The organism is Actinomadura sp. GC306 (assembly GCF_004348665.1).
In the GTDB taxonomy this organism is placed as follows: Bacteria; Actinomycetota; Actinomycetes; order Streptosporangiales; family Streptosporangiaceae; genus Spirillospora.
In genome coordinates this window covers 1-16866 of the sequence record NZ_SMKM01000134.1, presented here as the reverse complement: position 1 = coordinate 16866, position 16866 = coordinate 1, and the positions used below count along the sequence as shown (strand labels likewise).

Genomic DNA, 16866 nt, shown 5'->3' with positions numbered 1-16866 from the left:
CCACCATTCAAGGGACGAGCTCCGCCCGACGTCTTCTCGCCAGCCCCCACCCCCCGCCATTTCAGGGGACGAGCTCCGCCCAACGTCGTCCTGCCTCCATCATTCGGTAGCCAGGGTGTCACGGCGGGGTGCGGGGGAGGCGCCAGACGTCCTCATCGTCCGGTGTGGTCTCGCCGGTGCGGTGCAGGCCGAGCTTGGCGGCGACGGCCGCGGAGGGGCGGTTGTCAGGGTGGACGGTGGCGACGATGTCGTGGACGCCGCTGTCGCGGAGCCACCCCAGCAGGGCGCGGGCGGCCTCGGTCGCGAACCCGAAACCCTGGTAGGGCGTCCCGATGACCCAGGCGACGGAGGCGAAGAGCCGCGCGGGCCCCGGCGTCACGGTCGAGCCGGTCGACGCGGGCGCCACCGCGAACCCCGGCGCCGCGGGGGTGACGGTCGCCCGCACGTAGCCGATGGCCTGCCCGTCGCGGTACCGGCGGACGATCCAGTTCAGCCAGCATTCCTGATGGAACGGCGCCGGCCCGGCGACCAGATGGGCGTAGTGGGCGCGCAGCTCGTCCGTGCTCAGCGGCTCACCGCCGATGTAGCGATGCAGGCGCGGATCGTCCAGGACGGCGTCCATCTCGTCTGCGTGGTGGACCGCCAGCGGCTCCAGGACGAGGCGCTGGGTCCGGATGGTCTCCGCGAGCGGCCCGTACACCCCGCCGATCGTAGGGCCAGTCAGTGCGGCCGCGTCCACACCCCGGCGGAGTGCTGCTTCGGATCGAGCCACAGCCACGGCTGCGACCGGCGGAACGGCAGCTCGGTGCCGGGCTGCCACGGGAACCGCCCGGTCCGGTCGGGCCAGACGACCTGGAGCATCGGCAGCGGAGGCCGCCGATAGAACGCGACGGCGCCGCCGAACAGCCCGTCGTACCAGCGCGGGTCGATGCCCCGGAACGCGGCGGCCCGCCCGCGGACGACCCCGTCGCGGCGCTCCCCGTCCGCCGGGACATGGCCCTCCGCGATGTGCCGCCCGAGGGTGTTGAGGATCTCCTCGGTCTCGTAGACGTCGCCGCCGAACATCGCCAGCTCGGGCGCGCGGTGGCTGTGCCAGAGCCCGACCGTGTACGCCCATCCGGGCCGCTCGCCGTCCGCCTGGACGAGAACGACGCTCCACCCGTACTGCGTCACGTGGACGATGGTGCGGAGCTGGAAGTTGTCCAGCCGGTCCCGGTCCCCGTAGTCACGGCAGATCACGCACGTGCACGAGGGACCATCACCGGACATGCCCACCAGTTTACGATCCGTTGACCTTCGACATTCCCCCCGAAAGCACTCAGCGGGAGCCTTGCTCAGCCGATCCCGAGAATCCAGCGCAGCCGGTGGGCCTGCCGGGCGCCGATCCGCGCTTCGGCCGTGTCGATCAGCCGGCCGAGTCGCAGCGCCGTTTCCTCGGCGGGTGCGCGGTAGGCGGTCGCGGCGCCGTGGCGTGTCCAGGCGGTGAGGTCGGCGTGCGCTCGGCTGCTGAGCACTGGATCAGGGTCGTCCAGGAGGTGGAGGTCCACGTGGACGCGGGTCCAGGTGTCTTGGGTGCGCAGTTGGTCGTAGGCCCCCAGCCGGACGTGCGGTGGCGAATCGGCGGCCAGCAGGGCCCAGAGCCGCGCGGTCGGCACCGCGTAGGGCTCATGGCGCAGCGCCCGCTTGACCGCGCGGACCACCACCGGGGCGGGGTCGGCGAGCAGGTCGGCGAGATGGGAGACAGGGCCGCCCAGGCGGCGGACGGCTCGCACCGCTTCGGCCCGCACGCGTGGGCTCGGGTGCTCCAGGAAAGGCAGCAGGACGTCCACATCCTGGCGCGTGCCGCATTCACCGAGCCCGGCGACCAGCGCACGGGTCCGGCCCCAGGGGTGTTCCGTGGCCAGGGCCTCGCGGTAGATCGCGGCGGGCGGACGGTCTGCGCGGCGGGCGGCCCACTGCGCGGTGGTGCGCATCATCGTCGAGCCGTCCGCCAGATGAGCCAGGCCCGCTCGCGGACGGCCGAGTTGCACCAGTGCGGTGAGCGCTTCCACCGCGACCTTCGCGGTCCCTTGGCTCAGCAGCCGCTCCAGCACGTCCACACGCCCGTCCCGGGCCAGCCACTGCACGCAGCGCAACCGACACACTTCATCAGGTTCGCTCAACGCGGCGCGCATGACCTCTTCGTGCGAGGGACGGTCTGATTCCAGCCACAGCCGGTAGGCCAGCCGCCGCACCCCGATGTCGGGGTGTTCGCGGGTCGATGCCAGTACCTCGTCCGGGGCCGCGCGCAGTGCGTCGGCGACGGCGTCCAGGGCATGACGGCCGCGCGCCCACGCCGCGGTCGCCGCCGCCACACCGGGCGCCGCCAGCAACGCCGCAGGACTTGCGGATTCCAAAGCGGCGGTCAGTGACCGGCGTGCGCGCTCGCGCACCTGCGGCACCCAGTCGGCGGTCCGCAGCATCAGAACGGGCAACAGCAACTCGTCAGTGTGCATCGCCCGTGTCGTGACCGCCCACTCCCGGCGGCGCCCGTCCGCGGAACAAGCCTCCACGAGCAGGGAAAGCCGCATGTTCCCGGACGACTGCTCGGTTGCCCCGACGCCGTACTCTGCCGCGGAGATGCGCAACGCCCGGTCGAGCCCGATCCAGGTCTTCCCGCCGGCGACCGCCAGCATCGCCGTGACCTCGTCGGGGCGTTCCCAGCCCGCGGCCGCTTTGATGACCCGCATCGCCAGCGGCCGATATTCGTGAGCGTGGAATTCGCGCACAACGCGGATCGGACCGGCCAGATGCGCGTTGATCTCTTCGGCCGAAACCGCCCCGCCCACCTGCCGCACCGGATGACGGCGTGCGAAGCCCGCATCGACCTCGAAGCAGGTGACGTAACCGGCGCCCGACACAGGCATGATCCGGCGCCGGGCGATCTTCGTTGCGAGCGCCTCGGCCGCCAGGATCGGCCGATCCGGGAGCCGAGGAGGCAGGGCCCGCCACCCCGAAGCCCGCAGCAGCGCCAATTCCGCCGGCCCGACCGGGCGCCACAACGGCACGGTGGTCCGCTCGTCGGTCATGATCCCCGAGTCTGGCGCCCCTGCCGGAAGCCGACAACCGGATATCCCGCCGAGTGCCTCAGCCGCAACCCCTCACGGGCGGTTCAAGGCTGGATCTATTGGTTGACCGTGCCCACTTCCTTGACGCGCGCTCGGACTCGTGCCCGTCCACGTCGCCGCCGCGGACGGAAGCCGGCTCGGCGCCACCACGGTCTCGGACACTCGGCGGCGACGTCGGTGGCCAGTGCGTCGTAGCCCGCCCCGTGAGCGGCCGATTCCTGGCAAAGTGGCGGAATGCCTAGCGCGCGGTACGGGATGGATGCGCCCTACGGGTTCAGCTTTGTGGGCTTGGTCGTACTGGGATTCTGGGTGACGGGGCTGGTGATGGCGATCACCGCCGATCCGGCCGCCGCGATGCCCGCGCTGGTCTCCGGCACCTTGCTGGCGGGATGTCTGGCCCTCAGCCTGCACGCCACACTGCGCGGCAAGTTCCTGGTCTGGCAGGACGTATTGGACGAGCTTGACCTGCGGGGCGACGAACGGCTGCTCGACCTCGGCTGCGGACGCGGCGCCGTCCTGCTGGCCGCCGCCCGTCGCCTCCCGCAGGGGCAGGCGGTCGGCGTGGACCTGTGGCGTGGACGGGACCAGTCCGGCAACACCCCGGCGGCGACCTTGAGCAACGCCCGCGCCGAAGGCGTCGCCGGCCGCGTCCACGTCCAAGCGGGGGACCTGCGCAGACTTCCCTACGCGGACGCGAGCTTCGACCTGGTCGTGTCCAGCCTGACGGTGCACACCATTCGCGGCACGGACGCCCGCGCCCAAGCGATCACCGAGGCGTACCGGGTGCTGCGACCGGGCGGCCGCCTGCTGATCGCCGACCTGGCCCGGACCCCCCGCGAGTACGCCGCGGTGCTGGCCCGGCTGAACGCCGTGGACATCAGCGTATGCGGCCTCGGCTGGCGGGCCTGGTGGGGCAGCCCGTGGGTCCCGACCCGCCTACTGACCGCCCGCAAACCACCCATCCCCTGACCAGCGGACTCGTCACACCCCTCGAATCGCAGACAGCTCGCACAAACACGTCCCGAACGGGTAGGGGCAGCAGACGGCTGACTGTTGCCGAGAGGCAGGTGCCCTCCGTCCGAGAGGGCTCCTCAACGATCAGAGATTCCGGGGGTAGGTCATGGTCATCAGTGGGGGTCGGCGGCACAGCGGTTCGATCGGAAGCGCGTCCGAGAAGGGGCTGCCCGGCGAGGTGGACGTGGCGGTCGTCGGGTCGGGCGGTGCGGGGCTGACGGCGGCGCTCACCGCGGCGAAGGAGGGCGCACGGGTCCTCGTGGTGGAGTCCCGCGAGCTCGTAGGCGGCGCCACCGGTATCTCGGCCGGTGCCGCCTGGATCCCCAACCACGGCTTCTCCACTGAAGACCTGAAGGTGGACGACGACCTGGACCAGGCCAGGCGCTACATCTACGGCCAGGGACGCGACAAGATCCTCGACCACGAGCTGGTGGAAAAGTTCTTGAAGACCGGCCCCGACGTCGCCCGCTTCATCGAGAAGAACACCTCCTTCAGCTGGATTCCGGCGATCTGGCCGGACTACCGCTCCGACATCGACGGCGCGTCCGTCGGCCGGGCGCTCTTCCCCGGCCCGTACTCCCCGGAGGGACTCGGGGACGCCGCGAAGTACGTGCGCCCCGCCCTCACAACGGGCATGGCCAAGAACCCGCTCCCGTTCTGGCTGCTGGGCGGGATCGGCATCGACGACGTCTGGCTCGCCGGGCCGGCCCTCATCGGAGCGCTCCTCGAAGCCTGCCTGCGCAACGGCGTCGACGTGCGGGTCGAGGCACCCGCGACCCGGCTGGTCACCGAAGGGCAGGAGGTGCGCGGGGTGGTCGTCCGGGCAGCCGACACCGAGCACACGGTGCGCGCGACCAGGGGCGTGCTCCTTGCCAGCGGCGGGTTCGAAAGTTCGACCGACCTCACCGAGACGTACCTCGACGGTCCCTTCGGCGTGCAGGTCTCTCCCAAGGGCCATGACGGCATCGCCGTGCAACTCGCCAAGGAAGTCGGAGCCGACCTGACCGGCATGGACGACGCCTGGTGGATGCCCGGCGTGCAGCTGCCCGGGGAGGAGCTGGAAGGCCGTCCGCTGAGCCGGGTCTTCCTAGGCGAGCGGGCTCTGCCGCACAGCATCATGGTGAACCGCTCGGGTGAGCGCTTCGCGAACGAGGCGCTGGCCTATGACCAGTTCGGCGCGATCATGCGCGAGGTCGACCCGAAGACGGGCACCATGCCGAACGCGACAGCATGGCTGATCTTCGACCACAACTACTGGACGAAGTTCGGGATCTTCGGCGTCGTCCCAGGTGGAGAAGCGCCGGACTACCTCCACCGTGCCGACACCCTTTCGGAGCTGGCGTCCAAGATCGGCGTCGACGAGCTGGGACTGCTCCGCACCGTCGACCGCTTCAACCCCGAGGCCCGACACGCCCGCGACCCGGAGTTCGGCCGCGGCGACACGCTGTTCGACCGGTACTTCGGCGCGTATTACCCGAGGCTGGGCCGGCTCTCACCGGACGCCCGGTTCCCCGCCGCCACCGCCAAGGCTCGCACGACCATCGCCACGGCGATCGGCCCGGTCGTGAGCAAGCTCGCAGGACGAGTGGCCAAGAAGAACGACCCCGAGCGCATGCGCTCCATAGTCGTCGGCCCCCTGGCCAAGATCATCCGCCCGGTGCTCAAGAGCCCGAAGTCGAGCGTCCTCGGACCGGTCGACACCCCGCCGTACTACGCGCTCGAAGTTCACGCCAGCGCCCTGGGCACCGTGGGCGGCCCCAAGACGGACGCAAACGGCCGTGCGCTGAACACCGAAGGCGACGTCATCCCGGGCCTGTTCGCCGCAGGAAACGCAGGCGGCGCCCCCATGAAGGGCTTCTACGGAGGCGCCGGCGGAACGATCTCCCTCGGCCTGGTATTCGGCTACGTGGCCGGCCAAGAAGCCTCCAAACTCGCCCAACACGCAAGCACCTGACCCCGCAGCAGACACGCCCGCGCAGCAGGCGCGTTCCACTACCCGACCTCGTTGACCTCTGCGGGCCTTCGGTTTCAGGTACCCAAGGCATATAGGCGGCGAGGAGGTAATCGAGGTTGTCGCGAGCTCGAGCTGGTCGGCGTACGCGGCCAGCGAATCGCCCAAAATCACCATCCCGGCAGCGCGCCAGCCGTCAAAGGCAAGGCGATGCGCGGCCGAGCACCCGCACCTTCAGGCGGCGTGTGACCAGGCCGGTGGCGCAGTGCTCACCAGCGAGCGGCCGGGGAGATAGTTACGTCTAGGATGCCGGAATGAAGGGATCTGTGACGGTTCACATGGCGGCGTCCCCCGAGGCGGTCTGGGCGCTGGTCAGCGATGTGACGCGTATCGGCGAGTTCAGCCCGGAGACCTTCGAGGCCGAGTGGCTCGACGGCGCCACCGGCCCAGCCGTGGGCGCCCGCTTCCGCGGGCACGTCAAGCGCAACGGCAAAGGCCCGACCTACTGGACGACGTGCACGGTGACGGCCTGCGAGCCGGGCCGGACGTTCGCCTTCGCGGTCGGGCCCGGAACCATGGTGGTGAACACCTGGCGGTACGAGATGGTGCCGGCGGACGGCGGCACTGACGTGACCGAATCGTTCGCACTGACCAGAACGCCGCTGCTTCGACTGTATTGGTCCCTGTTCGGCCGGGCCCGCGGCCGAACCAACCAGAAGGACATGCAGACCACCCTCGAACGCATCAAAGCCGCCCTCGAATAGACGAACGGCGCAACGGGTCAGCGCGTGGGTGGGGGGTCGGTGGTGGGGTCGGCGAGGCCGGTTCGGTAGGCGATGACGACGAGTTGGGCGCGGTCGCGGGCGTCCAGCTTCATCATGGCGCGCTGCACGTGGGCGCGGACCGTGAAGGGACTGAGGAACGTCCGCTCGGCGATCTCCTGGTTGGACAGGCCGGTCGCGACCAGCGCCACCATCTCCCGCTCGCGCGGGGTGAGCACCGCGAGCCGCTCGGGGTCGTGCGGCGCGGAGCCGTGCGGCGCGGCCAGGAAGCGGGCGACGAGGGAGCGGGTCGCGGCCGGGGACAGGAGGGTGTCGCCGGCCGCGATCGTGCGGACCGCGTCCACCAGATCCTCGACCCCGATGCCCTTGCCGATGAAGCCGCTGGCGCCCGCGCGGAGCGCCTGCGCCACGTGCTCGTCCGTCTCGTACGTGGTGAGGATCAGGATGCGGCTGGCGCTCAGCTCCGGGTCGGCGCAGATCTCCGACGTGGCGGTGAGGCCGTCCACCTCGGGCATCCGGATGTCCATGAGCACCACGTCCGGTTTCAGTTCCCGGGTGAGCTTCACCGCCTCCCGGCCGTCCGCGGCCTCGCCGGCGACGGTGATGTCGTCGGCGGTCTCCAGCAGCATCCGGAAGGCCCTGCGCAGTAGCGCCTGGTCGTCGGCGAGGAGCACGCGGAGCGTCACGGCGCGTCCCCCGCCCGGTCGTCCGCCGGTTCGGTGCGCGCCGCGCCGGTGTCCCTGGCGGGCGGGAGGGGCAGGTCGGTGGAGACGACGAAGCCGCCGTCCGGGCGCCGGCCCGCGGACAGGTGCCCGCCGACCGCGGTGGCGCGTTCCCGCATGCCGATCAGCCCGTAACCCGGTGGGCGGTCGCGTGCCGCGTCCGGCGTCGTGCGGGCACCGTCCCCGTCGTCGGTGACGGTGATCGTCACCCGGTCGCGGTTCCAGGTGAGGTCCACCCGGGCTCTTTCGGTACCGGCATGTTTGGTCACGTTGGTCAGAGCCTCCTGGACGATGCGGTAGGCGGTGAGGTCGAGGCCCGGCGGCAGCGGCCGGGCCGCGCCCTCCTGGCGGAACGACACCTCCAGGCCCGCGCGCCGGAAGGACTGGAGGAGCGTGGGCAGCCGGGACAGGCCGGGCGCCGGTTCGGCGGGATCGGCGGCGTCCCCGGACCGCCGGAGCAGCCCGACCGTCGCCCGCAGGTCGTCGAGCGCGTCGCCGGTCGTGTCGATGAGCTCTTGCAGGCTCTTGCGGGTCTGCTCCGGACGGGTGTCGAAGAGGTGGGCGGCGACGCTCGCCTGCGCGTTCGCCAGGGTGATCTGGTGCGCCACGAGGTCGTGCAACTCGCGGGCGATGCGGACCCTCTCCTCCTCCACCCTCCGGCGGGCCTCCAGCTCCCGGCTCTCCTCGGCCCGCCGCGCCCGCTCCTCCACCGCCGCCAGGTAGGCCCGCCGGTTCTGCGCCGCGTGCCCCAGCACGCCCGCCATCACCGGGCTCGCCGCCACCACCACCATCCGGCTCGCGTCCTTCCACGAGTACGCCCCGAACAGGGAGGCGATCGCGAGCAGCCCCGCGGAGGCGAGCAGCGCCCCGCCCACCGCGCGTCGTTCACCGCGCACGGCGAGCGAGTAGGCGGTGACGATGGCGGGAGTGATGATGAACGGGGTCAGCAGGAGGTCCAGGGCCGGCGCGAGCATCCCGGCCGCGATCGTGGCCGCCAGGGTCGTCGTGGGCGCCCGGTGCCGCAGCGGCAGCACGGCACAGGACACCGCGGCGAGGACGTAGGCGGCGACCGGCGGCGCCGTCACCTTGTCCTCGATGCTCATCGCGCCGCCGAGCAGGCACAGCGCGAACGCCGCCGCGACGACGGCCCCCTCCCGCCGCCAGGCGAGGGGAGGGGACGCGCCGCCGCCGTTCGTGTCGGTCATGGCCGGCTCAGCGCCTGCCTGCCGAGTGCCACGGGACGTTCGCGTCCGGCACGGGAACGTCCGGGCCGGTGACGTCCGGGCCGGTGACGTCCGGGCCGGGGGTACCGGGGCCGGACGCGGGAGCCGGGACGTTCCTGTTCAGCTTCTCGCCCTCGATGTCCACGTTCGGCAGCACGCGGTTCAGGATACGAGGCAGCCACCAGGCCCGCTCGCCGAGCAGCGCCAGCACCGCGGGGACGATCGCCATCCGCACCACGAAGGCGTCGAAGGCGACGGCGGAGGCCAGGCCGACGCCGAGGGTCTGGATGGTCGGCTCGTTCATCCCGATGAACCCGGCGAACACGCTGATCATGATGATGGCCGCGGCGCCCACCACGCGTCCGTTGTGCCGGAAACCGTGCACGATGGCCTCGCCGGGCGGCGTGCCGCCGACGTGGGCCTCCCGCATCCGGGTGAGGAGGAAGACCTCGTAGTCCATGGCGAGGCCGAACACGATCCCGATGACGATGATCGGCATCAGGGCCATGACCGGCCCGGTCTGCTCGATGCCGAGCAGGTCGGCCGCCCAGCCCCACTGGAAGACGGCGACGAGCACGCCGAACGCGGCGCCCACCGACAGGAGGAAGCCGAGCGCTGCCTTGAGCGGCACCAGGACGGAGCGGAACACGAGCAGGAGCAGCAGCACCGCCAGGCCGATGACCACGGTCAGATAGGGGATGAGGGCGTCCGCCATGGCCTGGGAGGCGTCGATGTTCATCGCGGTGGCCCCGGTGACCAGGACGCCGGTGGCGCCGGTGCCGGCCTCGATGTCCGGGGCGGAGTCCCGGAGCGTCTCCACCAGGTCCGTCGTCGCGGCGCTGTTGGGCGCCGTCTCCGGGATGGCGGTGAGGATGGCCGTGTCCCCGGACTCGCTGACGGTCGGGTCCATGACCGCCGCGATCCCGTCCACTCCCCGGAGGGTTTCGGCGACCTGGCCGGCGGTGGCGCGGGGGTCGCCGGAATCCGCCATGTCCACGACCACGGTCAGCGGGCCGTTGGAGCCGGGGCCGAACCCCTCGGACAGCAGGTCGTAGGCGCGCCTCTCGGTCGTTTCGACGGACTTGGACTCGTCCCCCGGCAGCCCGAGTTCCAGGCTCAGCGCCGGCACGGCGAGGGCGCCGAGGCCGAGGCCGGCGGCCAGCAGCACGGTCAGCGGACGGCGCAGCACGAACCGCGCCCACCGGACGCCGAGGCCGGGGCGCTCCTCGGCGGCGTCCAATGGAACGGGCTTCGCGGCGGCCTTGCGGGCGGCGCGGGACAGGATCCGGCGGCCGGCGAAGCCGAACAGCGCGGGGACCAGGGTCACGGCGACGAGCACGGCGAGGATCACGGCGCCCGCGCCGCCCAGGCCCATCTTGGTGAGCTCGGGGACCCCGACGACGCCCAGCCCGACCAGGGCGATGACGACGGTCGCGCCGGCGAAGACGACGGCGGACCCGGCCGTGCCGACCGCGCGGCCGGCGGCCTCCGCCGGTTCGTTGCCCCGGGCGAGTTCGTCGCGGAAGCGGGTGGTGATGAACAGCGCGTAGTCGATGCCGACCGCCAGCCCCAGCATCAACGCGAGGATGGAGACGGTGGTCGTCAGGCCCAGCGGCTCGGCCAGCGCGGTGACCGCGGCGAAGGCGATGGCCACGCCGACGAAGGCGTTCAGCAGCGACAGTCCCGCCGCGACCAGCGAGCCGAGGGCGAGGATCAGCACGACCGCCGCCACCGCCACGCCGATGAGCTCCGTGGTGCCGCCGGGCGACTCCTGGGTGTCCAGGGCGGACCCGCCGAGCTCGACGGTGAGACCCGCGTCCCTGGCCTGATCTGCGGCGTCCTCCAAGGCGGTCTTCGTCGCGTCGGTCAGATCGATGACGTTGACGCTGTAGTCGATCGCGGCGAAGGCGATGGTGCCGTCGTCGCTGACGGTGCCGGTCTCGTAGGGGTCGCTGGTCGCTTCGACCTGCTCGCCCCCCTCCAGCGACCTGAGCGTGTTCTCGACGACGGTCCTGTTCGCATCGGCCGTCATCTGCTGCCCCTCCGGGGCCTTGAACACCATGCGCGCCTCGGCGGCCTGGGCGTTCTGCTGCGGGAAGCGCTCCTCCAGCAGGTCGAACGCCTCTTGCGATTCGGTGCCGGGCATGGAGAAGGGCTCGTCCTGCACCGCGGGCGCCATGGCGGCGGCACCGACGGCCAGCACCAGCGCCCCCAGCCACAGGCCGAGGACGATCCAGCGCCGCCGGAAGGCCCCCCGCCCGATCCGATAGAGAAGTGTCGCCACGTGTGTTCACTCCAGACACAGCGAGAAAGGGAGTTGCGCGGAATTAGCGCGCCCCCAACACTCCCTTTCGGCGCCCGGCGGGGAATCGTCTCCCGCCACCGTCTGCACCTGGTACACACGGACGATCTCCCGACGCCGCCCTAGTGCATACGCACCACCCCACCCCACGCGACCTGCGCCGAGTCCCACGGCACCCGGCGACCATCTAGGCACACGAGGAGGAGGACGAAGGCATCCGCCCACCCCTGAAGCGCCGGACAGTGGGCTCCTAGGGCTTGTGCTTGAGTGTGGACTCAGCCGAGTTTCGGGGTGGCGCGGTCGATGATCGGGGCGAGGTCCAGTCCCGGCGGGAGGGTGCCGAAGGCGGAGCCCCAGTCGCCCGTCAGGCGGGACGCGCAGAAGGCGTCGGCGACGGCCGGGTGACCATGCCTGATCAGTAGCGATGCCTGGAGGACGAGGGCCAGGCGCTCGGCGACGCGGCGGGCGCGGAGCTCGATTGTGTCTGTGTCCGTGAAGGCGTCCTTGGCGTCCTTGATGGCTGCGTCCAGGCGCTTGTCGGCTCCTTGGGCCAGGTCGACTTCGCCGAAGAAGGCGTCCAAGGTCTGCGGGTCCCGGAGGATGGCGCGGAGGAGATCGAGTGCCGCGACGTTGCCGGAGCCCTCCCAGACTCGATGAGGCTTCGAAAATGAGGTAAAATCGCAGGTCAGAGTACATGTTGATCATGTGCTGTGGTGGCTGGTGCGGGGCTGTGACAGGCAGTCCGCTAGCCGGTTCGCTAACTCGTTCTCCGCTCGAGAGGAGGAGTCAGTGCGGCAACCGTACGTAGCCAGGAAGGTCAGCAAGCGCACCGGGGCGACCCGGTACACGGGGATGTACTACGACACGACCGGGACACCCCGTTCGGCAGGCACCTACGACGACGAACTAGAGGCATTGGCCGCGGCCCGCCGGGAGCAGAACAGGCGCGAGGGCGGCATCCTGGGGGAGATGACGCCGGCGCAGAGGCGCGCGATGACGTTCGACGAGTTCTGGCCGATCTTCCAGCGGCATCACCGGGTCGAGCCGAACACGATGCAGACCTACTTCGGAGTCTGGATCAACCACGTCCGCCCCTTCTTGAAGGCCGACCGGGTGGCGACCTTCGACTCCGCCCGCGCTGTCCAGTTCTTCACTTGGCTGGCGGAGACGGAGCGGACGGTGACCACGAGGCGAGCCTGCCGGAAGGTGCTCTCGGCGATGCTCGGTCTCTCGATCCTGCTGGGCTGTCGCACCGACAACCCTGTTCGGGGCCTGAATGTCGGCAAGCAGGCAGCGCACAAGAACATCAAAGTGATCAACGAGACGGTGTTCTGGGAGCTGTGCAGCAAGCTGCCGCTGCCGACGCAGCGGTTGTTCGCCGAATACATCATCTCCACCGGGGTTCGCTTCTGCGAGGCGATCTCCTTCCAGGAAGGGGACCTGGACTACGACACCGGCATGCTGAACGTGTGCCGCTCGACTGTGGAGGTAGCGAAGCAGTTTCACCCGACCGGCGGCCGGTTCGTGACCCGTCCCTACACCAAGAACGGAGAACACCGCCGATTCAAGGTCGGCAGGCCGCTGGTGGAGAAGATCCGCGCCCACGTCCAACAACACGGCATGAAGCCCGGCGACCTGATCTTTCCGGTCCGGTTGTTCATGCCGGACACGGCCTGGGTCAACCTCCCGCGCTGCACCGCAGAAGAGATGGAAGCCGCCGCGAAGACCACCTTCATCTCACCCATCACCGGCGCACGCGTCACCCACGCCAAGGTCAGTACATACCGCAAGCACGGCTGCAGATGTGCGCCGTGCGTACAAGCCTACCGGGACTATCGGTCGGCGTATCGCGTGCAGGCGATGGCCCGCAAGGGCAAGGTCACTCGCCAGCGAGCCCGCCGCGACGGCAACGACTACCTGGCGCCCAGCGAATGGAGCACCATCTGGATCCCGGCCCGCAAAGCCGTCGGCGTCGATGTGACCCCGTACCAACTACGCCACTCCCATGCCTCCCTCCTACTGGCGCATGGCGTCCCGCTCCCGGATGTCCAGGCCCGCTTGGGCCACAACGACCTGACATCCACCACCCACTACGTCTGGGCACTGGCCGAGGAAAGTGAGGCCGCAGCAACCACCATGAACGTGCTCCTGGGCTACGAGACCAAACAACCAGACCCGCAAGAGGCGATGCTGGCGCGCATGGAGGCCGTAATGAACAGCATGCAAGCCATGATCGACCCACCGCTAGCCCGCCAGATCGCAGCGGAAAGCTCTACCTCCCGCCCAGACCTACACCTGGTCACCGACACCCTCACCGCCCTGCAAAACCCAGCAGGAAACTAACGTCTCCAGCACCTAGCCGGAGGCGTCCTGGAGGCAGCTTCCGAAGGACACCATCCGATGCTTAGAAAGGCGGCTTGTCCGAGCTACTTGCCCACGGATTGATCGCCTTGGGCTGCACCGTTTCCGGCAACGGCAGGTTGGTCACCACGTAGAGGTTCAGTATGTCATCCCGATCCATGAACATGATCTGGCTCCGCTTGCTCGCATCGAGTGCATTGCCGAGCCAGTTGCGCGCCGCCTTGGTGATTGTTCCGCCTGCCACGATGAACGCGTGATCGACGAGCACCCGACGATTCGTCTCGGGGTCGAAGATATCGTGCGCCAGCATCATCAGCGCCTGGTTGTGAACTTCGGCAACATTGGCACTGCCTGTCTTCGTTTGGCCAGCCGCATCGATCTTGCCCTTCTTGGCCTGGATGCCGAAGTAGAGGACGTGCTGCGTGGGCAGCGTGTAGCGCATCCAGATGTCCTTGCCGTACTCCAGGGCCTTGTCCTTGTGGCCGGCAGCGGTGATGCGGTGGTAGCCGAGCTGCCGGAAGAGTGGAAGGAGCACTTCCTCGATTAGCTCATCCTCACTGCAGGAATCGAGATACGCAGCCAAGCGGTGGCGTCGCTCAACTTCCGCCTGGTTGAGCGGTCGGTGGGGACTGGCGGGCGGAATCGTCGCCAACCCTGTCCCCAGGTGCCGTATGTAGCAGTGACGGTCTTCCCCGTAGAAAGCTTCGAAACGCTCGCGATTTAGCACCTCATTCAGCTGCGCCAGGGCATTGGTCCTTTCGTTGCTTTCGTTGAGCGCGTCGGCGGGGTCCATCAACAGGTCGATCAAGCGGCAGAAGATCTCCGGCGGGTGGGTCGGGCCGTCGTGGGGCTCCGCGAGCAACTCGGCGAGTCGGTCAGCCACCCACCGATGTCGCGTGCTTCCGTCATGAACGAAGTCAAGATCGAGCTCCTGGAAGAACTCCGTGATGTAACTGCTCGACCTGTACAGGAAGTAGGGAGGTTCCTCGCCCGGGCCGGGGTTGACGGTTCCCCGGTTGCCGACAACCAGCTCCGCCAGGGCATTCAAGTTTCGGGGGCGAAACTTCATGTTGCCATCGTGCCACTACCGGCTGACAGCCAAGCCACGATGCCAGCGACATCTACCGACCGTGTCTAGCTGCGGGGCGTTCGGTGCTCGGCTCGCGGCATGACCGAGCGTTAGGTTACGGGTGGTCGTCCGCGTCTCGCGCCTAATCTGGGTTCGCGAGGAGCGCATTCTGTCCCCGCACTACGCCGTACGCGAGAAGAGGTCGCACGTCGAGCTCCCCTGGATCGAGGCAGCGGGTCGCCTCCTTCAGGAGGACGCACGCGCGCGGACGCAACCGAATCCTTGCGAAGTTCACGGCACCAAGCTGTCGTCATCGCTCATACGCCAATCCTGCTTCTGGAGGTGTACGCGCAACTCGTGGATCCCGAGCCTTGCAGGGGGCGTAGGTCGCGTCCAGATCCTCGACATCGTTCAACTGGGCCCTGCGGAGAGCCTCTGCATCACACGGCATGCCAGAAGTCCGGTCGGTGACAGCAACCAGCGTGGAACTGTCCAGCGACTCGGCGAAGCCGCACCAGCTCGCTGAGGAGGTTGGGACGCGGGGGCACCCGGGTGGGGCGGTACCTGGGGCGGAGCAGCCGCACCGCGCGCGCCACTCTCGATTGCATCGCGCACTGGTGAGGACGGGGTGTGGATGCCCGTCCACCGCACCCGCGCCACCGTTCCGCGTTCGGGAGAGCGGTTCACCCGCCGATGGTCCCTGCACCGCCGGCCCCTCGAGGACCAGCTCCATCTGCCTTGAGGGATCCCGGACTCCGATCGCCGGTCAGGTGACACACGATCGCCTAGCCTCCCGCTTTCATGGCGGATTGATTCCGGCTGGTCGTTGACATGAGAAAAGTGCTCCTGAACTGGGAGGCTAGGGCTTGCTGAAGGTCCTGTCCGCGCCAAATTCTGGAGCACTTTCCAAGTGAAGACTACCGGCCGCGAGGCCAAGATCGTGGTGTCTGGGGACGGTGCGGGGATCGCCTCCCAGGCGGGTGGGCTGCTGCTGATCGAGGCGCTGCGGGTGACGGGCCTGGACCAGGGCTTGTCGCGGGCGCTGTCGCGGTGGCGGGCGTCGCGGGCGGTGCACGATCCGGGGAAGATCGTGACGGATCTGGCGGTGACGCCGGCGCTGGGCGGAGACTGCCTGGCCGACATGGCGGTGCTGCGGTCCTCGCCGGAGTTGTTCGGGCCGGTGGCCTCGGATCCGACGGTGTCGCGGCTGGTCAAGACCCTGGCCGAGGCCGGGCCGGCGGCGTTGCGGGCGATCCGCACAGCGCGGGCGCAGGCACGCCGGCGGGCCTGGGCGCTGGCCGGGCCCGGTGCTCCGGGCGCCGGCGGCGGGCTGATCCCGGTGAACCTGGACGCGACCATCGTGATCGCGCATTCCGACAAGGACCAGGCCGCCCCGACGTGGAAGCGCAGCTTCGGCCATCACCCGATGACCGCGTTCATCGACCACGGTGCGGGCGGGACCGGTGAGGCCGCCGCGCTGGTGCTGCGGCCGGGCAACGCCGGGTCCAACACCGCCGCCGACCACATCACCGCAGGACGCCTGGCCCTCAACCAGATCCCGACCCGCCTGCACAAACAGGTCATCATCCGGACCGATGCGGGTGGCGGCACCCACGAGTTCCTGGACTGGGTCACCGCCCGCCGCGTCAAGTACTCGATCGGGTTCAACCCCACCGACGACATCTGCGCCGCGATCCTCGCGCTGCCCGAACACGTGTGGCAGTGCGCCTACGACGCCGACCGGCAGCCCCGCCCCGGCGCGTGGGTGGCCGAGCTGACCGGGATGCTGGACCTGGCGTCCTGGCCCAAGGGCATGCGGGTCATCGTCCGCCGCGAACGCCCCCACCCCGGCGCGCAACTGCGGTTCACCGACCTCGACGGGCACCGCTTCACGTGTTTCGTCACCGGCACCCGACACGGGCAGCTCGCCGATCTGGAGCTGCGCCACCGCCGCCGGGCCCGCTGCGAGGACCGCATCCGCTGCGCCAAGGACACCGGCCTGCGCAACCTGCCCCTGCACGGCGCCGCCGCCAACCAGATCTGGCTGGAGATCGTCGCGCTGGCCTCGGAACTGACCGCCTGGACCCAGACGCTCGCCCTGACCGGCCACCCGGCCCGCACCTGGGAACCCAAACGACTGCGGCTGCGGATCTTCTCCGCCGCCGGACGTCTGGTCCGCGGAGGCAGGCGGCTCCGGCTCCGGCTGAGCAACCGCTGGCCCTGGACCGACCTGATCACCACCGCGATCACCCGGCTGCAAACGCTGCCCGCACCCTGACCAGGAACAAGCCGCCCCACCAACCCCGGAAAGGAGACCCCAGGGCCCGTGGAACCC

The 16866-nt window shown here is 70.0% G+C and carries 13 protein-coding genes; 5 read left to right on the top strand and 8 right to left on the bottom strand.

All coding sequences use genetic code 11. From position 1 onward, the window contains the following. Positions 1 to 118: 118 nt before the first annotated feature. From E1200_RS19250 to E1200_RS35370, 3 genes are all read right to left on the bottom strand, one after another. On the bottom strand, positions 119 to 700 hold the full coding sequence (locus tag E1200_RS19250) for a GNAT family N-acetyltransferase (protein WP_131953434.1): 582 nt from the start codon (positions 698 to 700) through the stop codon (positions 119 to 121). A 20-nt stretch (positions 701 to 720) separates the two neighbouring features. Then, entirely contained in the window at positions 721 to 1269 is a 549-nt protein-coding gene (locus tag E1200_RS19245; RefSeq protein WP_131953433.1) for a DUF4262 domain-containing protein, read from the bottom strand. 65 nt (positions 1270 to 1334) lie between these two features. Further along, positions 1335 to 3068: a HEAT repeat domain-containing protein gene (locus tag E1200_RS35370; RefSeq protein ID WP_131953432.1), complete on the bottom strand. Its 1734-nt coding sequence runs from the start codon at positions 3066 to 3068 to the stop codon at positions 1335 to 1337. A gap of 327 nt (positions 3069 to 3395) precedes the next feature. On the opposite strand from E1200_RS35370, the gene E1200_RS19235 reads away from it, so the two are divergent. The 3 genes from E1200_RS19235 (at position 3396) to E1200_RS19225 (ending at position 6836) form a co-directional block, all read left to right on the top strand. Further along, positions 3396 to 4076: a class I SAM-dependent methyltransferase gene (locus E1200_RS19235; protein ID WP_207933429.1), complete on the top strand. Its 681-nt coding sequence runs from the start codon at positions 3396 to 3398 to the stop codon at positions 4074 to 4076. Positions 4077 to 4227: 151 nt separating this feature from the next. Then, positions 4228 to 6075 (top strand): FAD-dependent oxidoreductase, encoded by a 1848-nt coding sequence (locus E1200_RS19230; RefSeq protein ID WP_131953430.1) that lies wholly within the window; start codon positions 4228 to 4230, stop codon positions 6073 to 6075. Between the two features lie 311 nt (positions 6076 to 6386). Continuing rightward, complete coding sequence (locus E1200_RS19225) at positions 6387 to 6836, top strand: SRPBCC family protein (protein WP_131953429.1); 450 nt, start codon at positions 6387 to 6389, stop codon at positions 6834 to 6836. Between the two features lie 17 nt (positions 6837 to 6853). On the opposite strand, the gene E1200_RS19220 is transcribed toward E1200_RS19225, so the two are convergent. The 4 genes from E1200_RS19220 to E1200_RS19205 form a co-directional block, all read right to left on the bottom strand. Continuing rightward, positions 6854 to 7540, bottom strand: a complete 687-nt coding sequence (locus tag E1200_RS19220) for a response regulator transcription factor (RefSeq protein ID WP_131953428.1) — start codon at positions 7538 to 7540, stop codon at positions 6854 to 6856. Next, entirely contained in the window at positions 7537 to 8781 is a 1245-nt protein-coding gene (locus E1200_RS19215) for a sensor histidine kinase (RefSeq protein WP_131953427.1), read from the bottom strand. The genes E1200_RS19220 and E1200_RS19215 overlap by 4 nt, the downstream gene beginning before the upstream one ends. Positions 8782 to 8788: 7 nt before the next feature. Next, a complete protein-coding gene (locus tag E1200_RS19210; RefSeq protein WP_131953426.1) occupies positions 8789 to 11083 on the bottom strand; it encodes an MMPL family transporter in 2295 nt (764 codons plus the stop codon). A 293-nt stretch (positions 11084 to 11376) separates the two neighbouring features. Next, entirely contained in the window at positions 11377 to 11682 is a 306-nt protein-coding gene (locus E1200_RS19205; protein WP_243708683.1) for a hypothetical protein, read from the bottom strand. A gap of 208 nt (positions 11683 to 11890) precedes the next feature. On the opposite strand from E1200_RS19205, the gene E1200_RS19200 reads away from it, so the two are divergent. Then, the gene (locus E1200_RS19200; protein WP_131953425.1) at positions 11891 to 13444 is read left to right on the top strand and encodes a tyrosine-type recombinase/integrase; all 1554 of its coding nucleotides are present in this window, start codon (positions 11891 to 11893) and stop codon (positions 13442 to 13444) included. 61 nt (positions 13445 to 13505) lie between these two features. On the opposite strand, the gene E1200_RS19195 is transcribed toward E1200_RS19200, so the two are convergent. After that, on the bottom strand, positions 13506 to 14531 hold the full coding sequence (locus tag E1200_RS19195; protein WP_131953424.1) for a hypothetical protein: 1026 nt from the start codon (positions 14529 to 14531) through the stop codon (positions 13506 to 13508). 910 nt (positions 14532 to 15441) lie between these two features. Between E1200_RS19195 and E1200_RS19190 the strand changes: the two genes are divergently transcribed. Further along, complete coding sequence (locus tag E1200_RS19190) at positions 15442 to 16809, top strand: IS1380 family transposase (protein ID WP_131953423.1); 1368 nt, start codon at positions 15442 to 15444, stop codon at positions 16807 to 16809. Positions 16810 to 16866 lie beyond the last annotated feature (57 nt).